At 68.3% G+C, this 14,794-nt stretch carries 15 protein-coding genes and 1 tRNA gene; 7 read left to right on the plus strand and 9 right to left on the minus strand.

All coding sequences use genetic code 11. The features are described 5' to 3' along the window. Positions 1 to 15: 15 nt before the first annotated feature. On the minus strand, positions 16 to 1,734 hold the full coding sequence (locus tag FNH24_RS29130) for a septal ring lytic transglycosylase RlpA family protein (protein ID WP_152365707.1): 1,719 nt from the start codon (positions 1,732 to 1,734) through the stop codon (positions 16 to 18). 372 nt (positions 1,735 to 2,106) lie between these two features. On the opposite strand from FNH24_RS29130, the gene FNH24_RS29135 reads away from it, so the two are divergent. Continuing rightward, complete coding sequence (locus FNH24_RS29135) at positions 2,107 to 2,457, plus strand: metallopeptidase family protein (RefSeq protein ID WP_152365708.1); 351 nt, start codon at positions 2,107 to 2,109, stop codon at positions 2,455 to 2,457. A 15-nt stretch (positions 2,458 to 2,472) separates the two neighbouring features. Here the strand turns inward: FNH24_RS29135 and FNH24_RS29140 are convergent, their stop codons facing one another. The 4 genes from FNH24_RS29140 to FNH24_RS29155 form a co-directional block, all read right to left on the minus strand. After that, a complete protein-coding gene (locus FNH24_RS29140; RefSeq protein ID WP_152365709.1) occupies positions 2,473 to 3,531 on the minus strand; it encodes an SGNH/GDSL hydrolase family protein in 1,059 nt (352 codons plus the stop codon). Between the two features lie 67 nt (positions 3,532 to 3,598). Next, positions 3,599 to 3,913, minus strand: a complete 315-nt coding sequence (locus FNH24_RS29145; RefSeq protein ID WP_152365710.1) for a DUF202 domain-containing protein — start codon at positions 3,911 to 3,913, stop codon at positions 3,599 to 3,601. A 6-nt stretch (positions 3,914 to 3,919) separates the two neighbouring features. Then, a complete protein-coding gene (locus tag FNH24_RS29150) occupies positions 3,920 to 4,306 on the minus strand; it encodes a YidH family protein (RefSeq protein WP_152365711.1) in 387 nt (128 codons plus the stop codon). Positions 4,307 to 4,334: 28 nt separating this feature from the next. Then, positions 4,335 to 5,030, minus strand: coding sequence for a hypothetical protein (locus tag FNH24_RS29155; protein WP_152365712.1), 696 nt, complete (start codon positions 5,028 to 5,030; stop codon positions 4,335 to 4,337). A gap of 91 nt (positions 5,031 to 5,121) precedes the next feature. On the opposite strand from FNH24_RS29155, the gene FNH24_RS29160 reads away from it, so the two are divergent. Together FNH24_RS29160 and FNH24_RS29165 are read left to right on the plus strand one after the other, a co-directional pair. Next, positions 5,122 to 6,078, plus strand: a complete 957-nt coding sequence (locus FNH24_RS29160; RefSeq protein WP_152365713.1) for a beta-ketoacyl-ACP synthase 3 — start codon at positions 5,122 to 5,124, stop codon at positions 6,076 to 6,078. 50 nt (positions 6,079 to 6,128) lie between these two features. Next, positions 6,129 to 7,082, plus strand: coding sequence for a zinc-binding dehydrogenase (locus FNH24_RS29165; protein WP_152365714.1), 954 nt, complete (start codon positions 6,129 to 6,131; stop codon positions 7,080 to 7,082). Here the strand turns inward: FNH24_RS29165 and FNH24_RS29170 are convergent. Then, positions 7,069 to 7,842, minus strand: a complete 774-nt coding sequence (locus FNH24_RS29170) for a class I SAM-dependent methyltransferase (RefSeq protein ID WP_161606371.1) — start codon at positions 7,840 to 7,842, stop codon at positions 7,069 to 7,071. The two genes, FNH24_RS29165 and FNH24_RS29170, sit on opposite strands and share 14 nt — an antisense overlap. A gap of 48 nt (positions 7,843 to 7,890) precedes the next feature. On the opposite strand from FNH24_RS29170, the gene FNH24_RS29175 reads away from it, so the two are divergent. Further along, positions 7,891 to 8,316 carry a DnaJ family domain-containing protein gene (locus FNH24_RS29175; protein WP_246187116.1) on the plus strand — a complete coding sequence of 142 codons (426 nt, stop codon included), beginning with the start codon at positions 7,891 to 7,893 and terminating at the stop codon, positions 8,314 to 8,316. Between the two features lie 710 nt (positions 8,317 to 9,026). On the opposite strand, the gene FNH24_RS29180 is transcribed toward FNH24_RS29175, so the two are convergent. Next, a complete protein-coding gene (locus tag FNH24_RS29180) occupies positions 9,027 to 9,995 on the minus strand; it encodes a Gfo/Idh/MocA family protein (protein ID WP_152365716.1) in 969 nt (322 codons plus the stop codon). Positions 9,996 to 10,093: 98 nt separating this feature from the next. Here FNH24_RS29180 and FNH24_RS29185 point away from each other — a divergent pair, with 98 nt between their 5' ends. Continuing rightward, complete coding sequence (locus FNH24_RS29185) at positions 10,094 to 11,131, plus strand: Gfo/Idh/MocA family protein (RefSeq protein WP_152365717.1); 1,038 nt, start codon at positions 10,094 to 10,096, stop codon at positions 11,129 to 11,131. Here the strand turns inward: FNH24_RS29185 and FNH24_RS29190 are convergent, their stop codons facing one another. Continuing rightward, positions 11,132 to 12,280: a neutral zinc metallopeptidase gene (locus FNH24_RS29190; RefSeq protein WP_161606372.1), complete on the minus strand. Its 1,149-nt coding sequence runs from the start codon at positions 12,278 to 12,280 to the stop codon at positions 11,132 to 11,134. A 279-nt stretch (positions 12,281 to 12,559) separates the two neighbouring features. On the opposite strand from FNH24_RS29190, the gene FNH24_RS29195 reads away from it, so the two are divergent. Next, positions 12,560 to 12,632, plus strand: a tRNA-Lys gene (locus FNH24_RS29195). Positions 12,633 to 12,997: 365 nt separating this feature from the next. Here the strand turns inward: FNH24_RS29195 and FNH24_RS29200 are convergent. Then, complete coding sequence (locus tag FNH24_RS29200; RefSeq protein ID WP_152365719.1) at positions 12,998 to 13,495, minus strand: GNAT family N-acetyltransferase; 498 nt, start codon at positions 13,493 to 13,495, stop codon at positions 12,998 to 13,000. A gap of 307 nt (positions 13,496 to 13,802) precedes the next feature. On the opposite strand from FNH24_RS29200, the gene FNH24_RS29205 reads away from it, so the two are divergent. Continuing rightward, positions 13,803 to 14,777, plus strand: a complete 975-nt coding sequence (locus FNH24_RS29205) for a HEAT repeat domain-containing protein (RefSeq protein WP_152365720.1) — start codon at positions 13,803 to 13,805, stop codon at positions 14,775 to 14,777. The last annotated feature ends 17 nt before the right edge of the window (positions 14,778 to 14,794 follow it).

Below are 14,794 nucleotides of genomic sequence, written 5' to 3' on the forward strand. Positions count from 1 at the left end.
GCGGGTGCTGCCGGGTTACAGGATCTCGTACTTGACCGGAACCACCCCGGCGTTGAGTCCGCCGATCTCACGCATGGCCGCCTTCGACAGGTCGAGGCAGCGGCCCTCGATGTACGGACCCCGGTCGAGCACCGGGACCGTGACGGTCTTGCCGTTGACCAGGTTGGTCACCTTGACCTTCGTGCCGAACGGCAGCGACTTGTGCGCCGTGCTCAGCTGCTCCGGGTCGAACCAGCCGCCGGTCGCCGTCTCCTGCGGCTCGTCGTAGAACGAGGCCTTGCAGGTGCCGGTCTGGCCCGACTCCGAGCTCGACTTCTTCTTCTTGTTCTTGCTCGGCTTGTCGACCTGGCCCGACCCACCGGCCGCCGGGTGACCGGAGGAGTAGGTGGTGACGTGGACGTGGTTGTAGTGGTTGGCCGAGTCGTCGCCGCGGTCGGCCATCCACCGCCAGCCCTCGCCGTTGCGCTCGATGTTCCAGATCCGTTGCTGCCAGATCAGGTAGTTGATCCCCAGCGACTTGTGGTTCTTCTTCAGCCAGGCGGCGATGTCGTCACCGAGCGCCTTGCCGGAAGAGCTGCTGTAGTTGGGCACCATGATGTCGATCGCGCGGCCGTCCCGGTGCTCGGCGTTCCAGGATCCGGGGCGCACCCCGTAGAACGTCTTGACCTGCGGGAAGTGCTCCAAGATCGCGCGGTGCACCTTGACCGTGTTGTTCTGCAGGCCCTTCTCGTCGGCGTAGTCGCCGGAGTCCATCGACGGCCCGCCGCCACCCGATGAGCCGCCGCCGGAGCTGTCGGCCTTCGGCTTCGTCTTGGACAGATACTTGGCGGTGACCCAGCGGACCGCGTTGTCGTACACGATCTGGGCCCGGCCGCTCTTGATCACGCCGGTGATCTTGAGCTTGGTGCCCTTGCCGACGTCACCGAGATCCTTGAAGTTGTCGGAGCTGGTGGACCTGATCATCAACTCCGTGGTCGCGTACCGGGTGCCGGTGATCTTGGGCAGCTTCGGCACCGACGGCGCGTTCACCTGAGTGTTGGACAGGTATTTGGCGGTGACCCAGCGGACGGCGTTGCCGTACACGATCTGGGCCCGGCCGTTCTTGGTCGCGCCGGTGACCTTGAGCTTGGCGCCCTTCTTGACCTCGGTGATGATCCCGAAGTCGGCGTCCGCGGTGGTCCTGATCAACAGGTCCGTGGTCGCGGTCCGGGTCCCGGTCGTCTTGGGCAGGCCGTTGGAGCTGGCCAGATACTGCGTGCTGACCCAGCCCTTGCTGTCGCCGACGGTCACCTCGGCGAAGCCGCGGGACACCTTGCCGGTGAGCGTGACCTTGAATCCGTCCGACAGGGTGGTGATCTTGTCGTAGGAGAGGCCAGGGCCCTTGCGGACGTTGAGATCGGTGGTGGTGATCTTGACGCTGCCGGTGTTGATGTCACTCGGCGCCGCCAAGTCCTTGTCCTTGGTCAGGTATTTGCTGGAGATGTAGGCGATGTCGCCGTTGAACCTGACCTTGGTCCAGCCGCTGCTGGAGCTGAGGGCGGTGATGGTGCCGCCCCGGTAGAGACCGCCGATGATCGACTTCGCGGTGCTCGGGCCGGACCGGATGTTGACCCCTTCGGTGGCGGTGGCCTGCCAGCCGGCCTCGGCCGGTTGCATCCCCATCAGGGCCACCACCACGCCCGCAGTCAGGGCGAGGGCCGACACGGTCTTGGCCGCGCGGATGGTGATACTCACGGACTCTTCCTCCTCAACACGGCCTTCCCGGACCGATTGAACGGATTCCCTCAGGACGCAATCACCGCCGTCCCCCAAGTCACGCCAGTAACTACAACCCCAAGCTGCGCAGGACTTTAATCTCGTAACATCAGCCACGGCAAGGGGTTGAGTAGGGGTTGAGGGTTGGAAGCAAGGCGACACGCCGCGTGCGGGGCAGAAATAACAGCCGTGTCATTCCGCTTTGACCAGCGGTGGGACCGGTTTCGGCCCAGATCGGTACGATCGGCGGCACGGGGTCCGAACCCTCAGGGAGAACTCGAACCGGTACGGCGAATTCTCAGCGGCCCTCGATGGGCGGCTCAGGTTTGCGCGAAGGGCAGAGGTGGCGGAGTGGCGATCGAGCTGTCGGTGGAACGCTTCGAGGAGCTGGTGTCAGCGGCCTTGGACGAGGTCCCGCCCGAGCTGGCCGCCCTGATCGACAACTGCGTGATCCTGGTCGAGGACTCGCCGCCGCCGGGCGAGAACCTGCTCGGACTCTATGACGGCATCCCGCTGACCGAGCGCGGCACCGATTACGCCGGCGTCCTGCCCGACCGGATCTTCATCTACCGGCTGCCCACCCTCGCCATCTGCGACACCGTCGAAGACGTGGTCGAGGAGGTGCACATCACCGTGGTGCACGAGATCGCCCACCACTTCGGCATCGACGACGCCCGCCTGCACGACCTCGGCTACGCCTGACTCGTGATCGCGGGCTCAGCTCGTTGCGCGGTCGAGGCGGCGGAGGGCGTCGAGGGCGTGCCGGACGGTGTCGAGGTCGTCCGACTCGAGGTTGCGGGCCAGTCGCTTGATCGTGGCGGGGTCGAGGCCGTGCCGTTCGGCGGCGGCCAGGTTGGCCGGGGTGGTCAGGTCGAAGGACAGCACCGTCGTGGCCTCGTGGCGCAGGGCCTGGCTCCGGGTCACCGGCTTCTTGGCCGCGGTGACCTGGCGCTCCAGCGAGGTCGGGTCGAACACCGACCCGGTCAGTGCCGGTCCGATCAGGGCCGCGTAGCCGACGTTGCCGGCGCGGTTGGGATGGTACGACTCCTCGACCGGATTGCTCAGGCCGTTGATCCACTCCGGGTCGTCGCACACCGCGTGCCCGTCGAAGGCCGACCGCGGATCGACGAAGGTGAAGCCGTGGTTGCCGGCCTTGGCCGCGATGAGGGCGTCGAGGTCGTCGACGCCGGCGTTGAGCGCGGCTTCCTCCTCCGGGCTGAAGAAGGTCGCGGCGTTGCAGTCCTCGCCGTTGAAGATCCACGGATAGCCGCCGATCGCGACCGTCGCGTCGGGCGCGGCGGCGCCGATGGTGCCGAACAGCGAGTCGTAGCGGCCGGGCAGGACGTTGGCGATCACGGCGTTGCCCTTCGCGATCTCCCCTTCGCAGTCGCTCAGCCAGCCGGGCAGCGCGCATTCGGTGAGGACGTCGGCGAAGCCGGCGTCGTTGCCGCCGATGGTCATCGACACGTGCGTGGTGCTGCTGCTCAGCGCCTGGACCTGGTTGCCGGCGACATCGGCCGTGACCGCTCCGCTGCAGGCCTGGTAGTCCAGCGTCAGGCCGTACGCGTCGCCGATCAGGGCCGGATAGCCGTACGGGGAGCGATAGCAGTCATCCTGCTTGTCCCGGGTGCCGACCCCGGCCGAGTAGGAGTCGCCGAGGGCGACGTAGTGGGTGGCGGCCGCCCGTGCCGGCGTCGCGCCGAGCGTCGTGAGCAGGGCGAGCAGGACTGTCGTGGTGGCGGTGACGATCAAACCCCGCCGCAGTGTCGAGGACATCACCCGATCGATCCTCGCAGGTTTTTCGCCCGTACGGAAGGGATGACGGTAATCCTTGACGTGACGGCTAGGCGACCAGGACGTAGCCGATCGCGCCGAGGGCGATGATCATGACCAGGGTGGTGAGGGCGGCTGCGGTGCGGCCGTCGGTGCCCAGCCGGGGTGCGGCCCAGGTGGCGTTGTTGATCTTGTACCGGCTGGCGGACAGTCGGCCGAGGGTGATGGCGGCGATGATCGCCACGGCAGCGACGGCGATCGCGGTGGCAGGGGAGTGGCCGAAGATCAATCGCGAGATGATCAAGGCGCAGGCCAGGCCGGACAGGGTGGTGCGCTGCCAGGCCAGCGTGGTCCGCTCGTTCTGCAGTCCGGGGTCGGCGGGCATGATCGACTACTGCAGGACGACCACGACCGCCACCACCGCGACAGCGGCGATGCCGACCGCGACCACCGTGAACAGCGGCGACGACGGCAGCGGGTGCTGCTGCCGGAGGGCGCGCTCGTTGCGGACCCACCGGGTCAGCCCGCCGACGCCGCAGGCGACGCCACAGACGATCAGTGCGATGGCCGCCGCCCGCACCTCGAGGCTGACCGGGCCGCTGAGCCCGGCGATCGCCATCACGCCGACGCCGCCGGCGAGGAAGCCGAGCGCGGTCCGGATCCAGGCCAGGAAGGTGCGCTCGTTGGCCAGCGTGAACCGCGGATCGGGCTCAGTACCGACGCCGTAGACGTAGCGCGGCCAGCGGCGGTCGGGCTCACCGGGTGGCTGTGCGGTCACGACTGTGATCGTAGCCGTGACGCCACGATCAGTGATCGGCGGCCGCAATCACCGAACTGCGACGGGATTCGGCCACCCAGCGGTCGCAGCGGCCGAGATGATCATCGGGCAGATAGCCGGCCTGCAGGTCGCCGGCGGAAGCCGCGACGGCCTCGGTCGCGGTGATCGCGGCGGCTCGGGCATCGTCGTCGGCGATCAGGGCGAGCACGTTCAGCATGTTTCTGATCCGGTTGACCTCGAGCGTCTTGCGTACGTCCTCGGCAAACTCGGGCGCCATGATCACCAGCGACTGCCGGGCGGCGATCATCCGTTCCAGCACGCTGAGCAGCTCCCGGACCGAACGGATCGGGTCGGCACAGACCAGCACTCGCGGCCGGTCCAGCACACTCCAGCCACTGGTCTTGTCGGTGATGAAGAAGTCGGACGCCCGCCGGGCGGTGATGATCGTGGGCGAGGAATCCTTGAGCTGGGTGGAGATCTCGGTCCGATCCTCGGCGGACAGCTCGGTGCTGGTCGCGTCCTCCGGTGGCCGGTGGGCCTCGAGGTCGGTCAGGTAGCGCGGCGGCTCGGCGTCGGGGGCGAACCGCGGGATGTCCCGCTTCGGCGGCGACTTGATCGCGGCCAGCGCGCGTTCGCGGCGCTTGCGGTCCGCGATGGACCCGTACCCGATCACGACGACGCCGATCACGAAGATCACCACCAGCGCGATCACCCAGGGCTCCATGGCCACAGCCTGCCACGCCGCCGCGTCGGACCGCCCGATCACGGACTGGGCTGCCGGGATTCGTCCGTGTTCGCTGGTTTACAGTCAGCCCATGGTGGAGACGGCGCGGGTCGGGTCGGTGCTGGTCGGAGCCGGGCATTACCAGCCCGAGCGGGTGATGACGAACGACGAGATGGCGACGATCGTCGAGACCTCGGACGAGTGGATCCGGCAACGGACCGGGATCGTGACCCGCCGGATCGCGGCCGACGACGAGACCGTGGTCGACCTGGCAGAGGCCGCGGCGCGGGACGCGCTGACCTCGACCGGGGTGCCGATCGCCGAGATCGATCTCGTCATCGTGGCGTCCTGCACCTCTGATCAACGCTCGCCGAACACGGCCGGCCGGGTCGCGGAGCGGCTCGGCCTGCACGGTCCGGCCATCATCGACGTCAACGTCGCCTGCTCCGGTTATGTGCACGCGCTGGCGGTCGCCGATCAGGCGATCCGGGCCGGGGCGGCGACGACGGCGCTGGTGATCGGCGCCGAGAAGCTGTCCGCGGTCACCGACTGGACCGATCGGACGACCTGCGTCCTGGTCGCGGACGCCGGGGGTGCCTTCATCCTGCGGCGCAGTGATCAGCCGACGGTCAGCGATGTCACCTGGGGCTCGGTGCCCGAGCTGGCCGGTGCGGTGCGGATCGAGCCTCCGGTCAACAAGTTCGCCCAGGAGGGCAAGTCGGTGTTCAAGTGGGCCATCTCCGAGGCCGAAGGCCTGGCTCGCAAGAGCGTCGAGCGCGCCGGCTACGAGCTGTCCGACATCGGCATCTTCGTCAGCCACCAGGCAAATCTGCGGATCATCGAGCCGCTGGCCCGGCAGCTCGGCCTGACCTCGGCCATCGTCGCCACCGACATCACCGCGTCCGGCAACACCTCGGCGGCGAGCATCCCGATGGCGTACTCCAAGCTCGCTCGGGCGGGGGAGTTGCCGGCCGACACTCCGGCGCTGCTGTTCGGGTTCGGCGGTGGGTTCGCGTACGCGGGCATGGTGGTCCGGACGCCGAAATGATCATGTCGCGGTCTTGAGCTCAACCCGGCTTGAGGTTGCACACTCGCTGCATGCGACATGTAGAGGTGACTGAGTTCGGTGGGCCCGAGGTCCTGGTGATCAAGGAATCCGCGGACCGGCAGCCCGGCCCCGGTGAGGTGCTGCTGGACGTGGCCGTGTCCGGCATCCAATCCCTGGACGGCTATCTGCGGCGCGGTGCGTGGCCGGAGTTTCTGGCTTCGCCGCCGCCGTACGTGCCCGGACTGGAGGCGGCCGGAGTGGTGGCCGCCGTCGGCGACGGGGTGGACCCGAGCTGGCTCGGTCGCCGGGTGGCGGCCAGCCTGCCCGGCGGCGGCTACGCGAGCCGGGTGATCGCCACGCTGGACGAGATCTTTCCCGTCTCGGACGACCTGGCGCTGGAGCAGTCGATGGCTCTGCTGAACGACGGGAGCACCGCGTACGCGCTGCTGGAGCACACCCCGGTGCAGCGGGGTGAAACGGCGCTGGTGCTGCCGGCTGCCGGCGGCCTGGGCACCGTGTTGGTGCAGTTGCTGGCCCACGCGGGGGCGCGGGTGATCGGCGCCGCTCGGGGTGCCGGGAAGCTCGCCCTGGTGCGGGAACTCGGCGCCGATCAGGTGGTCGACTACAGCGAGCCGGACTGGCTCGACCGGGTCGGCCCGGTGGACGTGGCCTTCGACGGGGTCAGCGGCGAGCTCGGTCGCGCGGCGTTCGACCTGGTCCGGCGTGGCGGCCGCTACAGCAGTTACGGCAACGCCAGCGCAGCCGAGACCTTCGTCGGTCCGGATGACGCGGCCGGGCGGGAGGTCCGGCACCTCGGCATGGACCAGCTGGGTGACTTCCAGGCCGAGCGGGCCCGCCGGTTCGCCGCGGTGCAGCAGTTGGCCCTGACCGGCGAACTGCGACCGGTGATCGGCCGGACCTATCCGTTGGACGAGGTCCGGGAAGCCCACCGGGCGGTCGAGGCGCGGGAGTTGCAGGGCAAGATCGTGCTCACGCTTCGCTGATCCGCCGGGCCAGGTGCAGTGTCAGGTCGGCGGTGAATTCGATCACCTCGGGCATCGCCGACCGCACCTCGTCGAAGGTCTGCCGGCGTTCAGCCGGATCCATGATCAGGAACCGGGACTGGGTGCCGATGTGGCCGATGAAATCCTCCAGGGAGAGCCGCAGCGGACGTGGGATGTGGTGCTGCTCGACGGCACCGAACCGGGCGTCGAGCCGCAGCTCGTTGGCCGGCCACTGCCAGCCCTCGGAATCGCCCGGCATCGGCACCCCGGCCTGATGATCGGCCCGGTCGCCGATGGCCTCGTTGAACCGGGCCCGGACCGCGGGATCGGTCAGCTCGAGCTCGCCGCCGAAGAAGGCGGCCGTGGCGCCGATCGGCAGGATCGCCGCGGTCCGGTCCCAGCGGGTCTCGGGATCGGTCCAATGGAACGCCGCCGCCGCGTACAGCAGCTGGACCCGGCCGGCCAGCTCCGGGATCGACAGGTCCTCGAAAGTGCCGACGATCGGGGTCACCGGCAGGCCGGCGGTCTGCTCCTGCAGCACCGCCAGCATCCGCTCGTCCGGCTCGCTGGCCAGCACCGTGATCTTGTGCGCCGCGATCAGCCGGGTCGCCTTGCCCGTGCCGGCGCCGACCTCGAGGGCGGTCCGGATCGGCAGCTCTGCGTAGTCGAGGATCCGTTCGATGATCGCCTCCGGGTAGCCGGGGCGGTGGAGGTCGTACCCCGCCGCGTTGGAACCGAAGGTCAGGGCGCGATTGGACATGATCCTCATCCTTCCCCACCGGTCAACGTGATTTCGAGGGTCGGTAGAATGAGCCGATCCCTGGCGGAGGTGATCATGATGAACGATTCCTGGATCGACGCTCAGATCCGTGAGGCCCAGGAGCGGGGGGACTTCGACAATCTCCCGGGCGCCGGCAAGCCCATTCAGGGCTTGGGCCGGCGACAGGATCCGAACTGGTGGCTGAAGGGCTATCTCAAACGCGAGAAGCTCGACCTGCCGCTGCCGGAGAGTCTGGCCCTGCGCAAGGAACTCGAGCAGTTGGCCGACACAGTGGCCACCGAACGCTCGGAGAAGGTCGTCCGCGAGCTCGTCACCGAACTCAACCGCCGGCTCGTCGACGCCCGCCGCCGCACCGACGGCCTCAAGATCACCATCAAGACCGTGGACGTCGACCAGGTCGTCGACGCTTGGCGCTCCCGGCGCGAGGCCGAAGGCCGCCCCATTCGCCCTTGAGGCTTGTTCGTTCCCTGAGCCTGTCGAAGGGCACGCCAGGTCCGTGCGCCTCTCACTCCCACCGGGGTATCGGCCTAACGGCCGGAAAGACGCGCCAAGGACGGGCGGGGTGACGCGGTTGGTTGGAATCGCGGCCGGCCACCGGTTACGCGCCGGGTTTGGAATTGCACCCTCGAGTGGCGCCCTTCGTCCGCAGATCTCTGCCTGGAAGCTGACCGAACAGTCCGAGCTCAGGGAACGAACCTCGAGTCAGCGAGGTGCGTGGCCGAGCTTGCGTCGAGAGTCGCCTTTTCCACCTGAGACCGTCGAATCCGGGTGGAAAAGGTCACACTCGATGACTGCCGGACCGGTAGCCGGTTGGACCCGGGTCCACCGCTGAGTTCGGCAGCATTCAGGGATCGAATCACGAGATCGCCCGCCGGCGGGCGTCGAGTGGACTGGTTGGCCAGCTTCCAGGCGGACACCTGCGGCCAAAGCGTCCATTCGAGGAGTGCAATTCGAAACCGGCGCCTAACCGTTGGTCGGCCGCGATCCCAACCAACCGCGTCACCCCGCCCGTCCTTGGCGCGTCTTTCTGGCCGTTATGCCGATATCCCGGTGGGGACAAGGTGCACGGAACTGGCTAGCCAAGCGGCCGCCTTCCCCGAGCCTGGACAGAGCCGAGGCTCCAAGATCATCGGGTGGATTCGGGCGCAGGGAACGAACGAGCCCTATTCCGTCTCGGCCGTCGCTGCCGCCTCGACCAGCTCGACCGCCCGGACGGCGCGCAGCCCGTCCTCACCGCTGACCTCGACCGGGGCACCGGTGGTCGCGGACCGGATGAACGACGCGAGCTCGCGTCGCAGGGACCCGCCGGAGACCAGCGGATCGTGGGTCCAGTTTCGGGTGTCGATCCGCACCGACCGATGATCGTCGTCGGTGATCAACTCCAACTCGTCGGTGGACAGATCGATCAGGGCCGATCCCTCGTCGCCGAAGACCTGCACGCCGGCCAGGCAACTGCGGGCCGACGACGGGTGCAGCAGCCAGTGGTTCTCCAGCACGGCGAGGGTGCCCGCGGACAGGTCGAGGGTGGCGACCGTCACGTCGGAGTAGGCGCCGAACACCCGGCGGCCGGCCGCCTTCGCGGACTCGATCTCCTCGCCGGTGAGCCACAGCAGCAGATCGAGATCATGAACGCCGAGGAAAGCGGTCACCGAGGCGCGGGCGGCGACCCGCTCGGCGGTGGCCCGGGTGTTGACCCGATGGATCCGGACGTAGCGGAGCTTTCCGAACACGCCGGCGTCGATCCGCCGCTTGAGCTCGCGCAGCCGTTCGTCGAAGCGCAGCACGTGACCCACCATCAGCCGGCCGGGCAGCGGCTGCGCGGCCAGGATCGCCTCGCAGTCCGCGGCGGTGGTCGCCAGCGGCTTCTCGACCAGGACATACTTGCCGGCGGCCAGGGCGAGCAGGGCGGCCGGCAGATGAAGATCATCGGGCAGCGTGATCGACACCGCGTCGACCTCCGGCAGCACCGACTCGAGATCGGGCCGGACCTCCAGGGCCAGCTCGGCCGAAACCTCCGCGGCCCGATCCGGATCGGTCTCGACCCCGATCACGGCCTCGACGCCGGGCTCGCTGAGGAGCACCCGACTGTGCAGCTGGCCCATCATCCCCAGGCCGACGACCGCAACCCTCATCCATCCTCCTCGATCTGCTTGACCTTGATCATGACCGATCCGTACCCTCGTTGCAATCGATTGCCGTCATGCCGGCAGCGCTCCGCGACCGAAGGAAGATGATCTTGAATCAGGACCAACGGATCGTCGCCGTCGGCATCATCGGCGCGGGCATCATGGGGCGGAGTCACGCGGCCTCGGCGGTCGGTGATCCGCGCGTGCGGCTGCGGGCGGTGGCCGGCGTCCCGGTCGGCACGGCGACCGAGCTGGCGGAGACGTACGGGATCGAGCGGGTGACCGACGACTACACCGAGCTGCTGGCCGATCCGGTGATCGATCTGGTGATCGTCGCGACGCCCGATCACCTGCATGCCGAAATCTGTCTGGCCGCCTTGCGCGCCGGAAAGCACGTCCTGGTGGAGAAACCGCTGACCACGTCGTTGGCCGAGGCGGACAAGATCATCGCCCTGGAACGCGAATCCTCCTCGACCCTGATGGTGTCCTTCAACCACCGCTGGATCCCCGCCTACGCCCAGGCGCACGCGGAGATCGTCGCGGGCCGGATCGGCCGGCCTAGGCTGGCGTACGCCCGCAAGAACGACCGGATCCACGTCCCGACGACGATGCTGTCCTGGTCGGAACGGACGACCTGCGCCTGGTTCCTGTCCAGCCACGACATGGATCTGGTCGGCTGGTTCCTCGGCGAACGGCCGGTCCGGGTCTATGCCAACGCGGTCTCCGGCGTGCTGCGGGAGCGCGGCATCGACACCCCCGACGCGATCCAGGCCCAGGTGACCTACGCCGGCGGCGCGGTCGCGACCTTCGAGTCGTGCTGGATCTATCCCGACACGTTCCCGACGATGACCGATTCGTTCATCGAGGTGATCGGCGAGCGCGGCGTGATCCAGCTGCCGCGGGTCGATGATCAACTTCAGCTGGCCACCACGGAGACGTACGAGTATCCCCGGATGTCGATCGGGGTCGATCTGCACGGCCGGCGGGGCGGTGCGGTGACGGCGGCGCAGCAGCACCTTGTCGACTGTATCCTCGCCGGCCGAGCGCCGTTGGTGGATCCCCAATCATCGAGGGACGTGATCGCGTTGCTCGAGGCCCTGCACCGCTCGCTGGAGACCGGTCAACCCGAATCGGTCGGCTAGCTAGCGCACGTCGCTGGCCGGCGCGCGGAACGTGTTGCACTGATAGATGTCGCGATACCGGTAACCCTGCGCGGTCCAGGCCAGATAGTGATCGGCGGAGCCATGGGTCTCGGAATCCTGACGCCCGTCGGACCACTGCAGCATCTCGGACTGCGACACCTTGCCGGACCGCTTCATCGCCATCCCGGCGAAGCAGTTGGCCTGCAGCTCGATCCGCCGCCTGATCAGCAGCGAGTCCTGGCGATCCTCCACCTGCTCGTGCCAGCCGGCCGCGTTGAGGACGCCGGTCCGGGCCTGAATGTGATGGCCGTACTCGTGGTCCATGGTGTGCAGATAGTCGCCCCAGACGTAGCCGCCGAGGTTGCGCGAGGCGCCGAGCCCCTTCGCCATGTAGATCTGCTGGTTGCCTGAGCAGTAGAAGCCGGCGGTGCCGTATCCGCCCGCCCGGCCGCACGGCGTCTTCAGCTCGCCGCGATAGGTGCGGAACTTGACCTTGGTCGCCTGAAAGCCGGCCTCGGCCATCGGCTTCTTCCACATCGCCGCGGCACAATCGGCCATGATCTGCAGCCCGCTGCGCAGCTTCTTCTCCGACAGCTGGGGATACGGATAGCTGTAGAGGTTGGGCATCTTCGAGCAGGTCGACTTCGACACCTTCTCGCCGTAGAGCGAGTTGTCCATGGCCACCCGCGCCGCCTGCTCCAGCGTCGACCCGTAGCCGGGCAACGGCACGTCGTCGTAGCCGCGCTGGGGCTGGAGGTGCGCCGGCCGGCTCCGCTGCGGCGGCTTCTTGGTCTTGGGCGGCGCCTTGGTCTTCGGCGGTGCCTTGGTCTTGGGTGGTGCCTTGGTCTTGGGCGGAGCGGTCGTGCGCGGGGGTGCGGTCGTCCGCGGCGGAGCGGTGGTCGCCGGTCGCGTGGTGCTCCGCGGCGGCGGCTTCGGCTTCGCACTGGCCGTGGCCGTCGGCCGCTCCGACGCGCTGGCGGGTGTGGCCCGACTGGTCGCCCCCGAGGACGCGGCACCGAACGTCCGGCCGGCCAGCCCGTTGACCAGCACCAGGCCGCCGATCACACCGACGATGATCACCGTACCCACGACGATGATCACGCCGACCCCGCCACCGGACCGTCGTGGCGGACGCGGCGGTGGCCGCATCGGCCGCGGTCCCTGCGACGGCCACGGGGGCTGCATCGGGCGCTGGCCGTGCATAGGGCGCGGCCCGTGCATCGGTCGCGGTGCCTGCCAACTCCACGGCTGCGGAGCCTGCTGCCAGCCAGGCTGCGGGCCGTTACGGGGCGGCGGCCCAGGCTGCTGCGGCCAAGCCATCGATCCCCCTCCCGCTCGCCGGCACGTCGGAGGCGATCGTAGCGGCCCGCGGTCCGACAATCGGTTGGGTCTTCCGTCCCGTCGCTGGGTACAGTACGTACGCGCAGCGGGCCTCTAGCTCAATTGGCAGAGCAGCGGACTTTTAATCCGCGGGTTGTGGGTTCGAGTCCCACGGGGCCCACTCCTCGAACCCATTCTGACTAGGTATCTAGCTCCGGGCGAGCTGTCTTCATCGAGTGCACCGTGTCTCGCTGTCAATGGCTCTGGCAAAGGCGCAAGCGGAAACGATGTTAGTTCCGATGCGTATGCGACCTGGCTGCCGCCAGAGTCTCGATGGATCGGTGTAGACGCTTCCCCGACGGGGTTGGCCCAAGCGGGCGCACGTCCAGTAGTCCAGGCCGACCCTCGGCATTACGCGTTTAGCGACGACACTCTGGGCACAGTGCTGTGCCGCAATATGCTCTACCACCTCGCGCAGTCCATGTCTTCGCAGGGGGCCAGTCTCAAGAGGCGGGTGGTCGGGCAGAGTGCCGGCCGTCGGGAGGATCACTGTCGGTCGAACGGGGCGGCGAAGTGGAACGGGCCCCGAAGACCCGGTTCGTACGCCGCGAGCGGCCGTGCCTGGAAGTGGTCGCCCCACTCCGGGTCTGGGGATTCGATCCCGAGCGAGGAGGCGGGCACGAACCCGAAGCGGCCGTAGAAGGCCGGTGAGCCGAGGAGCGCCACGACCGGCTCGCCCATAGCGTCGGCGGCGCCGAGCAACGCGTGCATCAGCGCCGAGCCGATCCCCTGGCGCTGACGTTCGGGGGAGACGCTCACCGGTCCAAGACCGAGCGCGGGCCGCCCGGCGAGGTCCCCGCGAGTGGCTACGAGATGACCGACGATCTCGCCGTCGATCTCGGCGACCAGCGAGAGCTCCGGGATCCAGCCCTGATCCTCGCGAAGTCGCCCCAGCAGCGTCGCCTCACCGGGCCGGGAGAAGGCTGCGGCGGTGACCGCATGGATGTCTGCCACGTCCTCGCGGCATTCACGTCGGATCAGCACGGTCCGACGCTAAACCGAACGACGACCCCGGCGCTCCTGGTTATCGTCGCGTCCATACCAGTGCGAGAGGCGACGACGGTGCACCTCGACGTTTCTGCACAGACCCTGCGCCCCTGCGCCAATCCCAAACGTCAGCGAAATCCGTTAGAGGGTTCCGACGCGTCGGTCTGCTGCGTTCATAGGGTGCGGCAGTTGCACAGGTCTCTGCGGAGGAGTGCCAGGGGTTGTCCTGCGGGTGCTAATCCGACGTCCCGGGAGGATTCGCCCATTCTTCAGTCCATTCGGGCCGTGGAAGTCATGATGTCTCATGGGCTGGAGCCGGGAGGTGCTTCGGGGGCTGCTGGGATCGGATGACCAGCAGTCGCGGCTCAACGCTGCGGTGCGGCTCGCCTATCTCGGCTGCGCGGACGGCCTCTCCGAGTTGGTGCAGGGACTCGCCCATCCCGAGGCTGCGATCAGGCTGGTCCAGGTTCCGGAGGCGCTAGCGCTGCTTGGTGATCTTGGTCTGGATCGAGTGCGCGCGATCGCCATGGAGCCGGGGCCAGCGCGCCTTGGGGCCGCCCGGACCTTGACGCGTGCCGGAGAGCTGTCCGGCGTCATTGCCGCGATTGTCGGTGCGCTCTCGGATTCCGATCCGGTCACTCGGGATGATGCTGCCTGTCTTGCCGGAGAACTTGGACCGGCTGCTGTCGATGCGTATGACGCCCTTACTCAATCTGATGCGCCTCACGCTCTGACAGCCTTGGTCGCGGTCGGCGGGGCTCGGGCTCTGGGGGCCGCGACACAGGCCCTGCGCTCTGAGGCCAGCCAGGTGACAGCGTTGCGGGCGCTCGCTGGCCTTGGACATCTCGCGCACGACAGCTGGCCGGCGGTTGTCGCGATCCTGCGGGATGCTTCGGCCCTTCTGCGTACGCGACTTGCGGCCGCACACGCCCTGATCCGGATCGTCGAAGACGGTGACGCGGTCGCCGAGCACCTTGCGGCTGAGATGGGCGAGGCCAATCGCTGGCTGCGTATTGGCCTCATCCGTGCGGTCGCCCAGTTGAGCCCGCGGTATCCGCGGCTGCCTGAACGGAGCGTCCTGTGGCCCGAGTGGGAAGATCGGCTGATCTGTTCTGTGCCTGTCGCGTCCGTGACGACCCGCGCGGATGCAATCTTGGCCACTGTCACAGAGCAGCTCGCACACCCCGATTCGGACGTCCGCCGGAACGCCGCGGTTCGCATTTGCCCTGCACTGTCGGGCGGCGCCAGACGACAGGCTCGAACCGGGCCTGAATCATGAGGTGGCGACTCTGGTAA

Source organism: Microlunatus speluncae (assembly GCF_009299835.1).
GTDB classification, from domain to species: Bacteria; Actinomycetota; Actinomycetes; order Propionibacteriales; family Propionibacteriaceae; genus Microlunatus; species Microlunatus speluncae.